The sequence below is a fragment of the Stenotrophomonas maltophilia genome (genome assembly GCF_023518235.1).
Lineage (GTDB): Bacteria > Pseudomonadota > Gammaproteobacteria > Xanthomonadales > Xanthomonadaceae > Stenotrophomonas.
On the sequence record NZ_CP090423.1, the window covers coordinates 401,760 to 415,785 of the forward strand.

The 14,026-nt window shown below is 61.5% G+C and carries 23 protein-coding genes; 18 read left to right on the forward strand and 5 right to left on the reverse strand.

Annotated elements, in window-relative coordinates:
• Positions 1-561 precede the first annotated feature (561 nt).
• Positions 562-768: a hypothetical protein gene (locus tag LZ605_RS02080; RefSeq protein WP_153643642.1), complete on the forward strand. Its 207-nt coding sequence runs from the start codon at positions 562-564 to the stop codon at positions 766-768.
• A gap of 478 nt (positions 769-1,246) precedes the next feature.
• On the opposite strand, the gene LZ605_RS02085 is transcribed toward LZ605_RS02080, so the two are convergent.
• Complete coding sequence (locus LZ605_RS02085; protein ID WP_046272226.1) at positions 1,247-2,692, reverse strand: EAL domain-containing protein; 1,446 nt, start codon at positions 2,690-2,692, stop codon at positions 1,247-1,249.
• A 241-nt stretch (positions 2,693-2,933) separates the two neighbouring features.
• On the opposite strand from LZ605_RS02085, the gene LZ605_RS02090 reads away from it, so the two are divergent.
• The 4 genes from LZ605_RS02090 (at position 2,934) to LZ605_RS02105 (ending at position 4,055) form a co-directional block, all read left to right on the forward strand.
• Positions 2,934-3,101, forward strand: coding sequence for a hypothetical protein (locus LZ605_RS02090; RefSeq protein ID WP_153643641.1), 168 nt, complete (start codon positions 2,934-2,936; stop codon positions 3,099-3,101).
• 222 nt (positions 3,102-3,323) lie between these two features.
• On the forward strand, positions 3,324-3,692 hold the full coding sequence (locus tag LZ605_RS02095) for a hypothetical protein (protein WP_046272124.1): 369 nt from the start codon (positions 3,324-3,326) through the stop codon (positions 3,690-3,692).
• A complete protein-coding gene (locus LZ605_RS02100; protein WP_152663647.1) occupies positions 3,673-3,861 on the forward strand; it encodes a hypothetical protein in 189 nt (62 codons plus the stop codon). The genes LZ605_RS02095 and LZ605_RS02100 overlap by 20 nt, the downstream gene beginning before the upstream one ends.
• Complete coding sequence (locus tag LZ605_RS02105) at positions 3,858-4,055, forward strand: hypothetical protein (RefSeq protein ID WP_046272122.1); 198 nt, start codon at positions 3,858-3,860, stop codon at positions 4,053-4,055. The genes LZ605_RS02100 and LZ605_RS02105 overlap by 4 nt, the downstream gene beginning before the upstream one ends.
• A gap of 162 nt (positions 4,056-4,217) precedes the next feature.
• Here LZ605_RS02105 and LZ605_RS02110 read toward each other — a convergent pair whose 3' ends face one another.
• Positions 4,218-4,715: a hypothetical protein gene (locus LZ605_RS02110; protein WP_141098879.1), complete on the reverse strand. Its 498-nt coding sequence runs from the start codon at positions 4,713-4,715 to the stop codon at positions 4,218-4,220.
• Between the two features lie 264 nt (positions 4,716-4,979).
• Between LZ605_RS02110 and LZ605_RS02115 the strand changes: the two genes are divergently transcribed.
• Complete coding sequence (locus tag LZ605_RS02115; RefSeq protein WP_046272120.1) at positions 4,980-5,477, forward strand: hypothetical protein; 498 nt, start codon at positions 4,980-4,982, stop codon at positions 5,475-5,477.
• A 46-nt stretch (positions 5,478-5,523) separates the two neighbouring features.
• Here LZ605_RS02115 and LZ605_RS02120 read toward each other — a convergent pair whose 3' ends face one another.
• The gene (locus LZ605_RS02120; protein ID WP_306803804.1) at positions 5,524-5,973 is read right to left on the reverse strand and encodes a helix-turn-helix domain-containing protein; all 450 of its coding nucleotides are present in this window, start codon (positions 5,971-5,973) and stop codon (positions 5,524-5,526) included.
• Between the two features lie 17 nt (positions 5,974-5,990).
• On the opposite strand from LZ605_RS02120, the gene LZ605_RS02125 reads away from it, so the two are divergent.
• The 9 genes from LZ605_RS02125 to LZ605_RS02165 all read left to right on the forward strand — a co-directional run bounded on the left by LZ605_RS02125 (position 5,991) and on the right by LZ605_RS02165 (position 10,371).
• A complete protein-coding gene (locus tag LZ605_RS02125; protein WP_046272118.1) occupies positions 5,991-6,851 on the forward strand; it encodes a hypothetical protein in 861 nt (286 codons plus the stop codon).
• On the forward strand, positions 6,848-7,210 hold the full coding sequence (locus tag LZ605_RS02130) for a hypothetical protein (protein WP_046272117.1): 363 nt from the start codon (positions 6,848-6,850) through the stop codon (positions 7,208-7,210). The genes LZ605_RS02125 and LZ605_RS02130 overlap by 4 nt, the downstream gene beginning before the upstream one ends.
• A 59-nt stretch (positions 7,211-7,269) precedes the next feature.
• Positions 7,270-7,752: a hypothetical protein gene (locus tag LZ605_RS02135; RefSeq protein ID WP_049400428.1), complete on the forward strand. Its 483-nt coding sequence runs from the start codon at positions 7,270-7,272 to the stop codon at positions 7,750-7,752.
• 293 nt (positions 7,753-8,045) lie between these two features.
• The gene (locus LZ605_RS02140) at positions 8,046-8,450 is read left to right on the forward strand and encodes a hypothetical protein (RefSeq protein ID WP_088475618.1); all 405 of its coding nucleotides are present in this window, start codon (positions 8,046-8,048) and stop codon (positions 8,448-8,450) included.
• A 37-nt stretch (positions 8,451-8,487) separates the two neighbouring features.
• Positions 8,488-8,763, forward strand: a complete 276-nt coding sequence (locus LZ605_RS02145; protein WP_141098915.1) for a hypothetical protein — start codon at positions 8,488-8,490, stop codon at positions 8,761-8,763.
• A complete protein-coding gene (locus tag LZ605_RS02150; protein ID WP_049400425.1) occupies positions 8,760-9,257 on the forward strand; it encodes a hypothetical protein in 498 nt (165 codons plus the stop codon). Before LZ605_RS02145 ends, LZ605_RS02150 begins: the two co-directional genes overlap by 4 nt.
• Positions 9,258-9,295: 38 nt before the next feature.
• Positions 9,296-9,517, forward strand: a complete 222-nt coding sequence (locus LZ605_RS02155) for a hypothetical protein (protein WP_024956690.1) — start codon at positions 9,296-9,298, stop codon at positions 9,515-9,517.
• Between the two features lie 13 nt (positions 9,518-9,530).
• Complete coding sequence (locus LZ605_RS02160) at positions 9,531-9,890, forward strand: hypothetical protein (RefSeq protein ID WP_152906877.1); 360 nt, start codon at positions 9,531-9,533, stop codon at positions 9,888-9,890.
• A complete protein-coding gene (locus LZ605_RS02165) occupies positions 9,883-10,371 on the forward strand; it encodes a hypothetical protein (RefSeq protein WP_049400423.1) in 489 nt (162 codons plus the stop codon). Before LZ605_RS02160 ends, LZ605_RS02165 begins: the two co-directional genes overlap by 8 nt.
• A 427-nt stretch (positions 10,372-10,798) precedes the next feature.
• Here the strand turns inward: LZ605_RS02165 and LZ605_RS02170 are convergent, their stop codons facing one another.
• Complete coding sequence (locus tag LZ605_RS02170; RefSeq protein WP_404830271.1) at positions 10,799-11,632, reverse strand: IS3 family transposase; 834 nt, start codon at positions 11,630-11,632, stop codon at positions 10,799-10,801.
• Positions 11,629-11,922, reverse strand: a complete 294-nt coding sequence (locus LZ605_RS23145; RefSeq protein ID WP_019338990.1) for a transposase — start codon at positions 11,920-11,922, stop codon at positions 11,629-11,631. Before LZ605_RS23145 ends, LZ605_RS02170 begins: the two co-directional genes overlap by 4 nt.
• A gap of 258 nt (positions 11,923-12,180) precedes the next feature.
• Here LZ605_RS23145 and LZ605_RS02175 point away from each other — a divergent pair, with 258 nt between their 5' ends.
• From LZ605_RS02175 to LZ605_RS02185, 3 genes are all read left to right on the forward strand, one after another.
• Positions 12,181-12,711 (forward strand): hypothetical protein, encoded by a 531-nt coding sequence (locus LZ605_RS02175; protein WP_224481865.1) that lies wholly within the window; start codon positions 12,181-12,183, stop codon positions 12,709-12,711.
• Entirely contained in the window at positions 12,708-13,271 is a 564-nt protein-coding gene (locus LZ605_RS02180; RefSeq protein WP_049400420.1) for a GNAT family N-acetyltransferase, read from the forward strand. The genes LZ605_RS02175 and LZ605_RS02180 overlap by 4 nt, the downstream gene beginning before the upstream one ends.
• Positions 13,272-13,514: 243 nt before the next feature.
• Positions 13,515-13,955, forward strand: a complete 441-nt coding sequence (locus tag LZ605_RS02185; protein WP_049400419.1) for a DUF6573 family protein — start codon at positions 13,515-13,517, stop codon at positions 13,953-13,955.
• Positions 13,956-14,026 lie beyond the last annotated feature (71 nt).

Below are 14,026 nucleotides of genomic sequence, written 5' to 3' on the forward strand. Positions count from 1 at the left end.
GCAGGGCAAAGCGTCGATTTGCTCGGCCACGGACCTCAGTCCATGACGCAAGCCAAGCAGAAAGTCCGCATTGGAGCGTTGGCTGGGGAGGCACATGGATGTCGACGATCATGGGCATCAGGTGGGCCCATGCAAGGCGCACCGCGGTGGGATTGGCAGAACTGGCCACCAAAGCCCTGACCGCATACTCCAAGGCATTGGTTTCGCCCTCAGCGTTGGGCAGGCGCCTCTCGCACTCGCTCAGGCGGAGCTCCAACTTGACCAACGCCTCCGTCTCAGCCTTGTGCATACCCCTCCTCCATTGGCTGGCCACCGAATCGCGGTCTGGCAGCAGGGTGGCCCCAAGCTCAAGCGTTGGAAACCGGTGAGCGTTCCGCTTGACTGCACCGTCAATCGGCCCTTTCGGGCCAGCACACAGCGGTCCACTCTTCAATCAAGACTCGCCATGCGCGGGTGGTTAGGTTGGGGGCAAAGCTTTTCCAACCTCGCGCGTGCCACCGCCTAGCGGTTGTCACAGAGCGGGCAAGTGAGCACGGCGGCGCCGTCCAAGTCCAGCAGGCCATGCCCTGGAACCAATCGCAGTTGGCGGCCGCATTCCAGACAAGCGCAACTGATCCGCGTGACCTGCAAGAGCGAGCCGTCGGCCCGCCGCACACCCTCAACCTGATCGATGAAGAAACGTCCAATGTTGGGCATGAAGATGAACAAAAAGCTGAACAGAGCGGAATGCATATGATGCACCGCGACAACCCCACCGGAACCAGATGAGACAATTGGATTCTGAAGAATTCATCTACGGGGTCGTCCGCGCAGTCCGCACGCCAGATACCGCTGTCCGATCCCTCTATTGCCGTCGCAGGAGCATGATAAAGAGGCGGGCTGCACGGCGACAGCCTTAGGCACAGGGAAGTAACCGAGCGGCGCTGTTGGAAAGCGCTGAGCCAGTTCGTTAACCAGCAAAAGGCCAGACCGGCGGCCAGTCGGTTGCGGACCACTGCTGAGGGTGTGTGTCGCGCGTTGCCCTAAAGAGGCCGCCTGCTAGGGGGGCCGATCACGACGATGCCCTGAACTGCCGGGGCGTCACCTAGGGGAGGGGGAGTCACCCCGTTGGGTTCGGCGGCGCCAACTGGGGTCAGCGCCATAGCGGAGATTTTCACGATTGTCGCGTCCATCGGACGCACGGACATCTTGCTAGGGCGAACGTCAAGCGCCAGTGAACGCGCTCGGGTCGACCCGTGCGCGAGGGCTACCCAACTTGGATGGCGGCAAGCGCGTCTTTGGTTGAGAGAGGGCAGCCATAGTGCCACCCTTGGCCAATAGCCTCTGGAGCAATCCGGTAGAGCAGCAAATCTTGCGCCTCTGATTCGACGCCTTCTGCGATGACATCCAGCCCAAGCTCACGTGCGATGCGATACATCCCTGGCAAAACGGGCCGCAGGGGGGAGTCCTCGTTGATAGCGGCCACGAACATGCGATCGATCTTGATTCCTCGAAACGGCGATTGGGCGAGGCGGGAGAAGTTGGCGCTGCCGGTCCCGAAGTCGTCGATCAAGAACCGGTATCCCAGAACTGAGAGGGCCTGCATGTTGCTCTTTGCGGCAGCGGACACGAGTTCTTCCCGCTCGGTGATCTCGATGCGAATTTGCTCTGGCAACACGCCAAAATCGTTGGTGACGCTGCCGATGTAGCGAACGACGCACTCTTGGGCCATGTCCACGGGCTCGGCATTGATGCTTACGTAGAGGTTCCTATGCTCCCTCAGCGCGGGGGCGAGATCATTCATGGCACGGGCCAGCACGTATCGAAAAAGATCAGGACTCAGGCCGAATCGGTGGGCGATGGGCACGAAGATGGCCGGCGGGATTTCATCGTCTCCCGGCGGGCGCCAGCGGCTGAGCGCTTCAAATCCCACGAGCTCCCGCGTGCCAATTCGACGCAGTGGCTGGTAGGCCAGTTCGATCTCGCTGCGCTTCAGTGCAAGCACCAACCGTTGCTGGATGGTTTGCCGAGCCGTGATTTGGTGTTTGATCAGCAAGAACGCGAGCAAAAGCCCTACCGAGGCACCCGCTGACAGGATGGTGGTGAGCAACGCCGAGGGCAGTTCGGACACCACGTGCCTAGGGCTGGTAACGAACGCGCAAACGTCGGCCACCCGGCTGCAATGTTGAGCTTGGACGAGAGACGGGGTGCCGACGCGGCTGGTCGGGGACAAGGTGCGGAATGTAAACGATCGGTCCTTCGTTTCGATGCTGATGGAGCTGCTGCGCGCAGGGTCCAAGCTCTCGAAGGCAGACGGGGAGGACACGGTGAATGTGTCGCCTTGGGCGATCAGATTGGACCCGGTGTAGGGGGAGCCAACGAGATCCGATGCGTGCCAAAGCCGGACAGCGCCGCTGGAGAAGCGTGGGGCGGGGAGGGTGTAGGGGCGCGAGCGCCCCCAGAGAGCGCTGCAGACAAGGCGTCCGTCTCGGATGCGACCGATGTCGTTCATGTAGCTGGAGCGGAACGCGATCTCTTTCAGTGAGTCAATGTCGGTGGCGGAGCAAGGCGGCTGTCCAATGCGAGAGGCTTGTTCGGCCGCGACGCGCCTTGCAAGGGATAAAGCCTCCGAGCGCGTCACCGCGGCTTCCGCCACTGCCTCCGCCCCTTCCTTGTCACGCACGTAGAGGATGGCTTGGGCGACCGCGAGCATCGCCAAGACGCACGCCGCCGTGGCTCCTATTACGGTCAAGACGTAGCGAAGCCGATTTTCTCGAACGCTCAAAGCAACCCCCGATCTGAAACGCGCCATCGCTTCGCTTGGCTTCTCGCCTCATTTACCTTGTTACAGGTTTATCGGCAAGCTTTCCATGAACTTCAGCCCCAGCTCCACTGGCTTGCAAGCCTTGATCGAACAACCATGCATCTGCGTCTGAACTGTACAGCAGCAGGCCGTGAGCCCGGCGATCGCCAGCATGGCCACCCAGGACCTGCTGGTGGCAGCGCAGCTCCAGGCTCGATACCTCAACGCCAGCATGGGGCGGACCGTCGCCGGCGGACGGTTGCTATTGGGCTTTTTGAAGCCTGGCCAGGCGGTGGTCAAAGACTTGGGCCCGATTTAGCCCTGCCAATTTGGTCACTCGGACCGTTCAACGCAATGCCCCAGTCGAGCGCCGGCTGACGGGCAAGTGCAGCCGCGCCTGCAGCGTGATTGGGCTTTTCTCCCAATTTTTAGCTTTAGTCAAAATAACCCCCTTGTGGGTTTCGCGTGCCGGTGTATCCCAAACGTATGGCGTTCGCGATGCGTGCGTCTGACACCGACCAACGAAACGAAAGGGGGGAAGATGTTCATTGGATTCAGACTGACGACGCGGCTTGTCGTCAACGCCGTGGTTGTCCTGGTGCTGGCGCGATTGCTGTTTATGGGCATGGACGGCTTGGACCGGTTTTCCGACACGTGGAACCGCACCTTTGGGGCGAGCATGCCCAACGCCAGCGGGTTGCGCGGCGCCGTCAACGGCGCACGCCAGGTTGTCCCGTCTGGGTTGGACGAGTATGCGCGCCAGGCCGAACGGGACGCGGCCCAAAGCACCTCGCTGATGGACGTGTTTGCCAGCGTGTTCGGACGCGTGAAAAACGAGGAGGTCATGTTGCCCTCCACCATCAATTCCGCTGGAGGGGAGGGCTCGATCTATGACCGCTATGACCATTGATTTTGAGTGGCTGTCCATCCTCTCCGGGTGGTCCTTGCTCAACGACAGCGCGGCGCTGCTGCGCACCCCCGGCCAACGCTGGGCGGGCTTGGAGGGATTGCTCATCGGCTACGGCCTCATCGCTGGACAGTGGTTCGTCCTGGCCACCATGGCAGGGGCGCTGGCATGACCACCGTGGGCGCGGTGTTGGCCGCCGTCCTGGCTGCAGCGTTCCTGGCCACCGTGTTGGGCCTGGCTGGCATCTTCTGGGTCAATGCACGGCACGCCAGCGGGGCGCTTCGTGTGCGTTACCGCTTGCGTGCCCAAATCCTGGCTGGGCTAGTGCTGGCGTGGGTGCTCACCCTGGCGAGGCTGTCCACGTGAGCCGGCCACCTTACGTGCAGATGGCCGTTCGCGTGCCACAGGAGCTGAAAGACCTGTTGGAGCAGGTGGCTGACCGGGAGGGAATGCACGTCAGCGAACTCGTTCGCGTGCTGCTGTCACAATCGTTGACGGACAACAGGTGGAGAGCGCAGGCCATACGCCTTAAAGAGCCGAAACCCCCTCATTCCGGATTTCCTTGAGCTTCGACGTGACGGTCTGGGCAATAGCCTTCAGTTCGATCACAAGAGCAGTTCCGTTTGCCTGTGCCAAGTGATCGGCTAGGTATCGTCGTTCCTCACCCACGAAGACCATGTATTCCTGAAAAGGTGGCCAGCACATGACCACGGCGTCTGTGGTGGCACTGCCTTCGCTGAAAAGCGCACGCATTTCTTCGTTCGAAACGATGGAGTTGGCCTGATCAAAGCTCAGTCCCATGTCCACCAGCTGTTTTGCCAAACGCATGAGGCAGAGGTCTGTGAATCCAAAGCGCTTCCAAGAGGCGCGAACCGCACTCTGGTCTGGGGCAGGCGAATCCTTCGAAACCAATGGGGGCATCAGTCCACTTTTACCCAGCAGTCCTCGCTTTAGGTAGCTCCGAAGTCCCTCATATCCAATGCCTATGATTGCCGCTGCGCGCGACGTGGTGACTGTTGTCTGCATGGCCTCATCTCGGAAAATGGTCTTAACGGGACCGATTTTGAGGTTTGTAAAAATCGGTGTCAATAGGACCGATTATTGCGCTGTTGGCCGTTGACACCCAAGGACGTCGCAGAATTCGCCGCTTCAGCGCCGCCATGAGAGCTAGCTGCGGCGTGGAGACGTGGCTTCCGCTTTAAGCAGCGGCCCTAACGCGATGGGATGCTCAAGCTACCCGTGCCTCCGGCCGATTGGTATAACGATCCACCACCCAAGGAAAGGACGGTCATGAGCGAAGAAGCAAGCACAACACCGCTTGAGGAAATGAGCTGGGAGGAAAAGCTTGAGGAACTTTTTCGAAACGGGGTGCAGTTGTCGCGGCTTGGGCTGAACCTTAGGTCGGACGACGTTCAGCGCTATGGGCACGTGTGGGTGGAGGCAACCGAGATTGCACTTCTTTCCGATAACTTCATTCGCGCCATGGTGACTGCACTGGAGGGCAGACGAGATGCTCCAGAGCTCGCTAGGGCGCTTTATGCAGAGGTAGACGCTGTTATCGCGTTGCAGCGCCATGCTCTCAGAGCTGTTGGCTCCTCTCCGCCTAGCGAGACTAACCGCAGGAAAGAATGGATTCGCCGGTGGATTGGGCCAGGGAAGCGAGCGGGCGACGCCACGCACTCAATTTCTGGAAGCTTCCGTGAGGCTTTGGGTGACCTGTTGCCAGATTGGGCAAAGGGCACTCTGAAGGTCGGCGAGGAACTCTGGGAAATCTACGGTAAGAAGTAAAGGGCAGTCGTCCAACAGCCCTGATCGACCCCTGGCGGGGACAGGACTACGACTTGGTTTCCCGTTCCGAAAGCTCTAAAGATTCCGCGTAGGTTCTCACCCGCGCCAGCAATTCACGCTGGCGTTCGGGTGGGAGCCGGGAGACCACCAAGATCACTTCCGCCAGCACGTCGGACGCGGCGTGGAAATAGGCCACTGGCAGTCCCAGTTCTTCGGCCAAGCGTTCCATGGTTGCTTCGTCGGGCATGCGCTCCCCTCTCTCATAGCGAGAAATGCGCGGTGCCGCAGAGTTCTGGTCTTCCAATCCCAAAACCGCCCCGAGATCCGCCTGGCTCAGCCCTCGGGCCAGGCGAGCCTCACGGAGGCGGCGGCCGTAGGTAGTGGACACAGGAAGCGGGGCTGGCATCGGTCGAAGCTGAACGCATGGATCGGCCCGCCAGTGTGATGCTTCCAAGCATCGCTTGCATTTGCCAAAATGGCAAATAGGAACGTGCATCCGACAGGGGTAGGAGCATGAAGAAGATGCTGTGCGTAGCGGGGGCTGTTGCAATCTTTTGGTGCACCGCTGAGCAGGCCCGGGCCGAATCGGATCTGCTTCGCCAGATCGGCCGAGCCATCCAAGGCACGCCCAAGGTGGTCAGTGATAGGGCAAGGAGCCCTTACGTCGAGCCGACCGGGACCTACTGGGACCTGGATCAGGACGTCTTGGAAGGGGCTCAGCACCTGCGGGCCGGGGTGACGGCTGTGGGTGGTGGCGGCGTGGACACTTGCGACATGCAGCTGCTCGCCATGGCCCATTCGTCCTATCGCATCGACGCCGACAAGCGCCAATGGTGCCTGAGGCAATGGTGGCTGATGGACACGAAGGCCCAGGGCGCCAACGGCATCTCAGGCGATGATCCGGCTGCCATCGAGCGCCGTTATGGCCCGGCTTTCGACGCGCGCCTGCAGCGCTTCAAGGCCATCCGACGGTTTGCCGTTCGTCCCACGTTCCAAGCCCTGGGCGATGTCGCCTATCGGGCCGACCGTGGCGTGCTGGAAGGATTCATCCCGATGTCTCAGGTGTCCGCGGCGGGACAAAGCGTCACCGGCAAGGGCTTTGTGCCGTGGGTTCACCGCACCTCCACGGGGGTGTCCAGCCCACCCAACGCCGGCCGCTTCCACCTGCTCATCCGAGTGGGCGCCCAAGAGGCCGCCAACTTGGCGCGACAAGGTCGCAGCTACCGAGACGATCTGGTGGTGTTCTCCGTCAACCGGGTCTGGGTGGAGGGCACGGTGCCGAAGATGGACGTGACGATAGAGAGGGTTCGGCTCGGATACCGCGACGAAACCATCGACGTTGATTTAACCCATACGCAAGGAGCACCGGCATGAAAGCAACCCACGTTTCCCTCGCCCTGATCACCGCAGGCTTGGCCGCCTGCAGCAGCAAGGCGGATTTGCCCACCATCGAACAAGTCGCCCACGCTTACGAGGCGCATGCCAACGCCAACCTTTCCAGCGAAATGGGCCAACGAATCGAGGTTTGGGGTTGGAAAGACCTCACCGCGGATTGCACCTCCAGTGGTCCCCAGCGGGCCACGTGCGTGACCGGTGGAACGCTGGACGTGGTCGGGTTCCAGGGCGGGCAGCAGTTGAAGCCCGATCCCGTTCCCGTGCCGTCGGCTTACGACTTCATCTTTGAGAAGCAACCCACAGGCTGGGTGCCGGTCGGAGCCCAGAAGAAGGGCTGACCTTGCCAAGGCGCGGAATCGCGCTATGCATTGAGGGAACACCACTTCAAGGAGGTCCCATGTCTTACAACGCTCACCACACCCCCGGCGGTCACATGCAGTGGGGCTTGCTGGCACCGGGCACCGTCATCCTCGGTGGTGCAGGCCTGCTGTTTCTTGCCGGAGCCCAAGAGATCGGCGAGAACATGGGCTACGGCTGGGAGGCCGGCCTGGCGGCCGCTGGTGGGGCAGCCGTGCTGCTCTTGCTGCTCCTGCTCTACGTGTTGAACTGGCGCGCGGCCCGCGTGCGCGCGGCAAGGGCCTGCGGGCTCCCGGTTTCGCCGCGCAAAGGTGGCTTTGGAAAGGGCGCCCTGGTGGGCTTGCTCTTCGTCGTTGCCCTGCAGCTGGTCAGCGTTGCCGTGGGCCTGCTCTACCCGGGCCTGGAAGAGGGCGAGCGAAACTTCTTCACCTCCGTGCCCCCGATGGCTCTGACGGCGCTCATGCCCGTGGCGCTGATCGTGGGTGGCATCGCAGGCAAGCTCTGGCGCTCCACCAGCCTGTAAGATCAGTCCATGTCCTTTGGGGCCCCCGCGAGGGGGCCTTTTTTTTTTCAAAGAACAAAGCCCAGAGCCACCGCCGGTCGCTTCGCGCCGGCTTCTGTAAAAGCGGTGGTGGGAAAAGAGCAGATGACGCCTTCGGCGCGAGAAGTGATGTTAGGAATAACTGCGGCCTTAGCTCCGCAGTTTTTGCTTTTAGTCAAGATTTTGTCCACCGAAACCGTGGACAAATTTTTATGGTGATCTACCTTGGATACATGGGAAGGCAATCGTGCCAACCGACAAACAAGGATCTCGCCATGAACCACGCGATGCTCATCACAAACGACACCATCACCATCAAGGAAGCTCACGAAGCTGCGCATGCCGCTGCCAGCACTTTGTTTGACCAGTTGTCTGGGTATACCTTTTCGACCGGCGCGGCGGGCTATCTCTATCCCGCGTTCCAGCCTTCCGTTGAAGACGCGCTGCTGGCTTTCCTGCTGAACCGCAATTCGGCAGAGCTGGGATGCGAAGACGACGAGCTGTTGGCTGACCAAACCGTCTCCGTCAACGTGGAGCGCCAAGAGGACGGGCAGCTCCTTTATGAGGTGGTGTTCGACATGGAAGGGTCGGATTACGGCACCAATTGCAAGGTCAAGGACCTGGCGACGCTGGACGAATGGTTCGATGAAGAATGGATCGGCGTGGAGTGCGCGGAGTAAGGCGTGCTGACAAAAACTGATCGCGTAAGAACAATTCATGTCCTTTGAGGCCCCGCGAGGGGCCTTTTTTGTGCAAAAAACCAACCGCCGGTCGCTTCGCGCAGGTTTCTGGAAAGCGGCGATGGAAGAAGCGCGGATGACGCCTTCGGCGCGAGAAGTGATGTTAGGAATAACTGCGGCCTTAGTTCCGCAGTTTTTGCTTTTAGTCAAAGTTTTGTCCACTCAAGCAGTGGACAAAATCATGGGGCGATCTACCTTGAGTTTGTGGATAGGCAATCGCGCCTTCCGGGAACCATCAAGGAAATCGACATGAAAATTCATCACCTCGTCAGCGACGGCAACCAAGCGGTCGCCATCACGCAATCGGCTTCGAGTGGCGGTGGCTACGCGCACCCGGTGAAGCTCTCCGCCATTCGCTTCAACGTGAAAGACGCCGAAGCGGTGCTCCAAGAACTCAACAAGTCTGGCCATCGTCATGAGAAGACGTTCGAAGTGATCGAGCGTTGGGACGCCGATGCTCGCAACCAAGGACCAAAGTCGAAGTTCGGTCGAACCCTTGCCGCCCTTGTGGATGAAGCGGGGGATCACCTGGAGGGGCAGGTGATCTACGAAGCCAAAGGCATGGAAGAGGGCACCGTGCGTGCGATCAACGCCGCAGCGAAGCAAGCCAGGCTTTCGCAGGTCCTTCCTGCTGCAGGCGGCCCGAGCATGGTCATCGGTGGGCAGGTCTGGAACCCACGGCAAGAGGCGCACAGCGAAGCTCCGGCGGCTGTCCTGGAAGCTCCTCGTCAGCGCGTGCGTCTGTAACCGCCGATCACCCACCAGCAAAAATCAGGAGATTCGACATGAACGTTCAAATTGCGGAAGCCATGAACAAAGCCAAAGACGACGCGGACCGCTACGGAATCCTTGCAGGGTTCGCCTCCTGCAACCGGGCCCTGCTTGAGAAGGGGGCCGCGCAAGAACTGGTGGACGCCCTGTATTTCGCCGGCGCTGCGATCAACCGTTGGCGTGCCATCGCGGTGGTCCGAGAGGCGGCCGCCAAGCCGTTGGACGCGGCGTCCTAAGCCGGAGCGCGACGTGCTTCAACCTGTCCCTTCCCCAAAACTTGTCACCCTTCCGTCCTCCCGGGGCTACTCCCGTGATTTGGAGCGCTTGCAGGCGGCCGCCGCGCGCGCGCAGGTCACCCGAAACGAAGCCGTGCGCCAAGTGCTCGCCATGTATGCCGCCCACCCTTACGCACTGAGCAAGCGTCGGCTGGGTGGGGAGAGGGACGTGCGCCTGGCCTACCTTCCGCTGCAGCGCAGCGTCTTGGAGGCGGTGGAGCAGGGCGCGGTGAACGCGGGGATTTCCACCGCAGAAGCGGTGCGCCAGATCATCCGAGACTACGTCCAAGGAGATCTCCTCGGGAACCAGGTTCGGGGCAGCCGCCATGGCTGACCACCGCCCACCACTGCCAGGAACTCCGAGCGCCGAGCTGATTCACGCGTGCGTCGAAGGAAGCCTTTTCGGCGTTCTACAGGCGCTGCGGCAGGGCGCCAACCCCAACGCGTGGCGCCTCAACGAAGGTCCTGCGCTCCATTCCGCACTTCCCTGGCCCCGCATCGTCGAAGCCCTCCTGCAAGCTGGTGCGCACCCTCAAGAGAGGAACCACTGGTGCGAGCGCCCGCTCGAAAAGCTGGCGGCGGACTACCAGTTGAGCGACGACGCCGACGAGCGCAATCGTCTTGAGCAGACGGCTTTGCTGCTGCTGCGGCTGGGTGGCAACCCTCACCGGGGCAGCCCATTTTGGAACACGCCATCGCTGAAGACGGCGATGCCGCACGTGGTGGCCACGGTGGAAGCCGAACAACGCGCGGTCCACCTGGAGCAGGCATGGGCAGCCCGGGGAAGTGTCAGTGCAAAGCGGGCAAGGCTGTAGAGCCAACGGCGCAACGCCGCCACCGGCCGCTGCGCGCCGGACTCTGTAGAAGCGTCGGTGGAAAAGAGCAGGTGACGCCTTCGGCGAGAGAAGTGATGTTAGGAATAACTGCGGCCTTAGCTCCGCAGTTTTCACTTTTAGTCAAGATTTTGTCCACTGCAACCGTGGACAAATTTCCAGGGCGATCTACCTTGGGATCAGGAAGAACGCACCGCTCTTTCAACCGACTGGAACCGCCGACATGACCCTTTCCCTTCTCGCCATTGCCGCCCCCATCGCCCTTCCATTCAGCGTTTGGTTGGCCCAGCGCCTTGAACGCTGTATCGACCGCGCCCTCTGGGCGCACTGAGAGAAATGCCATGACCACGCGTGCCTCCCGCCATCGCTATGTGGTGGTCCAGTATTTTTGGACACTCCCAAAGGGAGTTCAGGCCACCTGCTCTTCACAAAGCGCAGGTGGCACAAGGCCGTTGGCACTGTGTAGCCGACGGTGGTTGTACCAGTCCACGAACTGCTCGATGTCTGCTGCCGCCTCCTGTCGAGTGGGGTATTTGGAGTAAAGCCATTCCCCTTTGAGGGTGGCGAAAACCCGTTCCACCACCGCGTTGTCCCAGCAGTTGCCCTTCCGGCTCATGCTCTGGGTGATGCCGTTGTCACGCAGGATTTCGGCCATGGCATGGCTGGTGTACTGCCGACCTTGATCCGAGTGGAAAAGTAGTCGCCCGTTGGGACGACGCTGTTTCAGCGCCCCGCGCAGGGCTCTGACGGCCAGCCAGGCATCCCCTTCGTGAGAGTGAGCCCAGCCCACGATCCGGCGGGCAAACAGATCCACCACGATGGCCAGATAGAGCCAGCCTTGCTGGGTCGGGATGTAGGTGATATCCCCTGCCCAGACCTGGTTGGGGGCCGCCGGGTTGAATTGGCGTTCCAACACGTTGGGCGCCGTCAGTGCCTGCGGCCCAAGGCTGTGGTACTTGTGCCGCCGGTGCTGTCGCGCCCTGACACCGGCTCGGCGCATCAGCGTCCGGGCGCGGTAGCGCCCCATGGGTAGGCCGCAGTTGGTCAGCTCCCTGGCCATCTTGCGAGAGCCACAGCTCCCCCGATGGGACTGATGAATGCGACGAACCAGATCAACCTGGGCCAGCAGCGCCCGGTCAATCCGGGGCTCCCGGTGCAGCCAGGCGTAGTAGCTGCTACGGGGATAGTCCATCAACTGACACACCAACCGGATCGGAGCGACCTTCCCCAATTCCTGGATCACCTGTTCCGGTGATCGCTGTCCCGAATGAAGAAGGCGATGGATTTTTTTAGCAGGTCGCGCTCCTCCTTGAGCCTGCGATTCTGGGCCTCCAGCTCGGCGATTCTGACCTGGGCATCCACCGGCGGTGCCTCGGCCTGAGGGTCATGCTTTCGCCGCCATTGCTCGATCCAGCGCCTCAGCGCCGTCGGGCCGACATCCATCAGCTGGCAGACGTCCCTGACTGTCTGCCCCTCCACAACGACAAGGCGAACCGCCTCATCCCTCATGCCCTGAGTGATCTGTTTTGCCATGGGTCTACCTCGATGCTCGAAATTGATCCTATCGAGTGTCCAAGTTGATTAGACCACCACACTACTACGCTTACGAGCGACAGGATGGTTCTGTGTGTTTCCTGCCAAAACTGTTGCACGAGGGGATTCAGCGCTACCCACGAACGATTGCGCACTACCATCTGGTGCAGTGGTTGGGGGTGTCCAAGTTGCTCAGTAGAGACGAATACAAGCAGATGGCGTGGCTGGGTTCGCAGCGTGGCACGCTCCGCAACACCCATGATTCAACGCAAGCTCGTCTCACCGGTTGATACACGGGCCGGGCAAAATGGCTCCATGACCCATGAAGCCCCTGCATCCATCCTCCACGCCCCGGCCTACGGCCTGCTGCTCGCTCAGACCGAGTGCCATTTCTGCCATGCCCCCACTCCCACCGCCGCGGTCTGGGTGCCCTCGTTCGAGGAGCACGACGACGAAGGGTTGGTGGATCAGGGGGAGGGTGCTTTGTTGCGCTACATCGAGCGCTTGAACGAGGAGGCCGCTGCGTTCGTTGCCGGCCACGCCCCTTGGCTTCGCTTCGACGCCACCCGGACGTCCGGGCAAACCTACTTGGCCCACCATTGCACCACCTGCGGGGCCCTTCAAGGGGACCACTTCGTGTTTTCGCCGGATGGCCCGTATTGGCCCCAGGACGACGTCCAACTGGCGTCTCTTCGCTTCATCCGCGGTTTGGGCCCGCTCACCGCTGAAGCGTCCGCGGCGCAGAGTGGTTGGATGAACAACGTTCCCCAGGTTTGCTCATACGTATGACCATTTCCATTCGTTCCGCTGTTGCAGAAGATGCCGCATGGATAGCTGCTCTGCTTCGCGACGGAGCACGGCAAGGGCATTTCCGGGAAACCCTCAGCGCCCAAGCGGTTCCCTTGGTGGAAGGGCTGCTTCATGTCGGCTTCTTGACGATGATGAAGCTGCGACACAATCGACCGGAGGTTTGCAGGGTGGACGGCGACGTGAGGGTTGCGACCTGGGAGGGTCAGCCGGCGGCGTTTCTGATCTGCATGCATGATCGCGAAGGCTACGAGCTCCATCTCGCCGGCACGCGACCAGAATTCACCCGGCGTGGTTGCTTCAAGGCATTGGTGCGCCACGCGTTGGCCAGTTCATCGGGGGAAGGCAGGGTCTTCGCACGGTGCTACGCGACGTCCAGCGTCGCCATTGAGGCATTGAAGGCCCATGGCTTCGTGCGCACCAGTGGCGGCGATCCGATCGAGTTGGACTGGGACAGGGCGTTTCCATTGCCAGAGAACGCGGAAGCGGTTCCCCGGTCCTGGTGGCAGCGCCTCCTTGGAGGATTCAGGCGGGCCGATTGAGGGCCAGTCGGTGTGCCGATCGCGGCACGCCATTCAAGCCCCTTGCGCTCCGCGCGGCCCCATCTCCCGGCTCCTCCGGTCAAGGGCCATTCCAGGGCCCGTGTCCTCGCTGCGCTGCGGGCCGCGCCAGCCCTTCCATTTCCTCCCTTGACCGCGCCGAGCGGTGGGGCGGTGGGTTTCCCATTCCAGGACATCCCGACCGGATGCCCTGGGCGGGCCATCACTTACCAAGCGAGGAACAACATGTTCGAGCCTTCCGACCTCATCCATTCTTACACCCGCGCCCAGGCAATCGAGGACGGCGTCCTGGTGGACGTGTCCGATGTGGCCAAAGAAGCCGGCTTCAAGCTTCCCGTGACCATCACCCGCGCTGCGTGGTCTCGCTACGTGGAAGTGCCCATAGGGTTGGAACTGCGCGGCCAGTCGGTGGACGGCCGGCTCTGGGACGTGCTTTTCATGCTCCACGTGGCCATCAAGCGGCAGCAGGGCAACGGTTCGGAGATCCACTACCAGCTCCACGTGGCTCTGCCCGACGCCGGCGACTGGTTGTCGAACGAAGCCCACCCGGCGACCGGGTCGGGCCTGACGCGGTCGACCCATCGCCAGATCACCTTGAAAGCGCTGTGCGGGCCCGGGGACGCCTTGGAACCGGTGGTCAGCATCATGCTGCCCAACGAGGATTGAGAAGGGAGGGGGCAGGACACCGGCCCTCATCGTTTTCCCGTGCTGGTCCCGCAGCTACCATGGCGGGACGA

Bases quoted from the DNA above. Each gene is read 5' to 3' on its own strand.
- LZ605_RS02080 (WP_153643642.1), top strand. From the start codon at position 562: ATGCCCTGGAACCAATCGCAGTTGGCGGCCGCATTCCAGACAAGCGCA.
- LZ605_RS02085 (WP_046272226.1), bottom strand. From the start codon at position 2,692: ATGCTCGCGGTCGCCCAAGCCATCCTCTACGTGCGTGACAAGGAAGGG.
- LZ605_RS02095 (WP_046272124.1), top strand. From the start codon at position 3,324: ATGTTCATTGGATTCAGACTGACGACGCGGCTTGTCGTCAACGCCGTG.
- LZ605_RS02100 (WP_152663647.1), top strand. From the start codon at position 3,673: ATGACCGCTATGACCATTGATTTTGAGTGGCTGTCCATCCTCTCCGGG.
- LZ605_RS02105 (WP_046272122.1), top strand. From the start codon at position 3,858: ATGACCACCGTGGGCGCGGTGTTGGCCGCCGTCCTGGCTGCAGCGTTC.
- LZ605_RS02110 (WP_141098879.1), bottom strand. From the start codon at position 4,715: ATGCAGACAACAGTCACCACGTCGCGCGCAGCGGCAATCATAGGCATT.
- LZ605_RS02115 (WP_046272120.1), top strand. From the start codon at position 4,980: ATGAGCGAAGAAGCAAGCACAACACCGCTTGAGGAAATGAGCTGGGAG.
- LZ605_RS02120 (WP_306803804.1), bottom strand. From the start codon at position 5,973: ATGCACGTTCCTATTTGCCATTTTGGCAAATGCAAGCGATGCTTGGAA.
- LZ605_RS02125 (WP_046272118.1), top strand. From the start codon at position 5,991: ATGAAGAAGATGCTGTGCGTAGCGGGGGCTGTTGCAATCTTTTGGTGC.
- LZ605_RS02130 (WP_046272117.1), top strand. From the start codon at position 6,848: ATGAAAGCAACCCACGTTTCCCTCGCCCTGATCACCGCAGGCTTGGCC.
- LZ605_RS02135 (WP_049400428.1), top strand. From the start codon at position 7,270: ATGTCTTACAACGCTCACCACACCCCCGGCGGTCACATGCAGTGGGGC.
- LZ605_RS02140 (WP_088475618.1), top strand. From the start codon at position 8,046: ATGAACCACGCGATGCTCATCACAAACGACACCATCACCATCAAGGAA.
- LZ605_RS02145 (WP_141098915.1), top strand. From the start codon at position 8,488: ATGTCCTTTGAGGCCCCGCGAGGGGCCTTTTTTGTGCAAAAAACCAAC.
- LZ605_RS02150 (WP_049400425.1), top strand. From the start codon at position 8,760: ATGAAAATTCATCACCTCGTCAGCGACGGCAACCAAGCGGTCGCCATC.
- LZ605_RS02155 (WP_024956690.1), top strand. From the start codon at position 9,296: ATGAACGTTCAAATTGCGGAAGCCATGAACAAAGCCAAAGACGACGCG.
- LZ605_RS02165 (WP_049400423.1), top strand. From the start codon at position 9,883: ATGGCTGACCACCGCCCACCACTGCCAGGAACTCCGAGCGCCGAGCTG.
- LZ605_RS23145 (WP_019338990.1), bottom strand. From the start codon at position 11,922: ATGGCAAAACAGATCACTCAGGGCATGAGGGATGAGGCGGTTCGCCTT.
- LZ605_RS02175 (WP_224481865.1), top strand. From the start codon at position 12,181: ATGATTCAACGCAAGCTCGTCTCACCGGTTGATACACGGGCCGGGCAA.
- LZ605_RS02180 (WP_049400420.1), top strand. From the start codon at position 12,708: ATGACCATTTCCATTCGTTCCGCTGTTGCAGAAGATGCCGCATGGATA.
- LZ605_RS02185 (WP_049400419.1), top strand. From the start codon at position 13,515: ATGTTCGAGCCTTCCGACCTCATCCATTCTTACACCCGCGCCCAGGCA.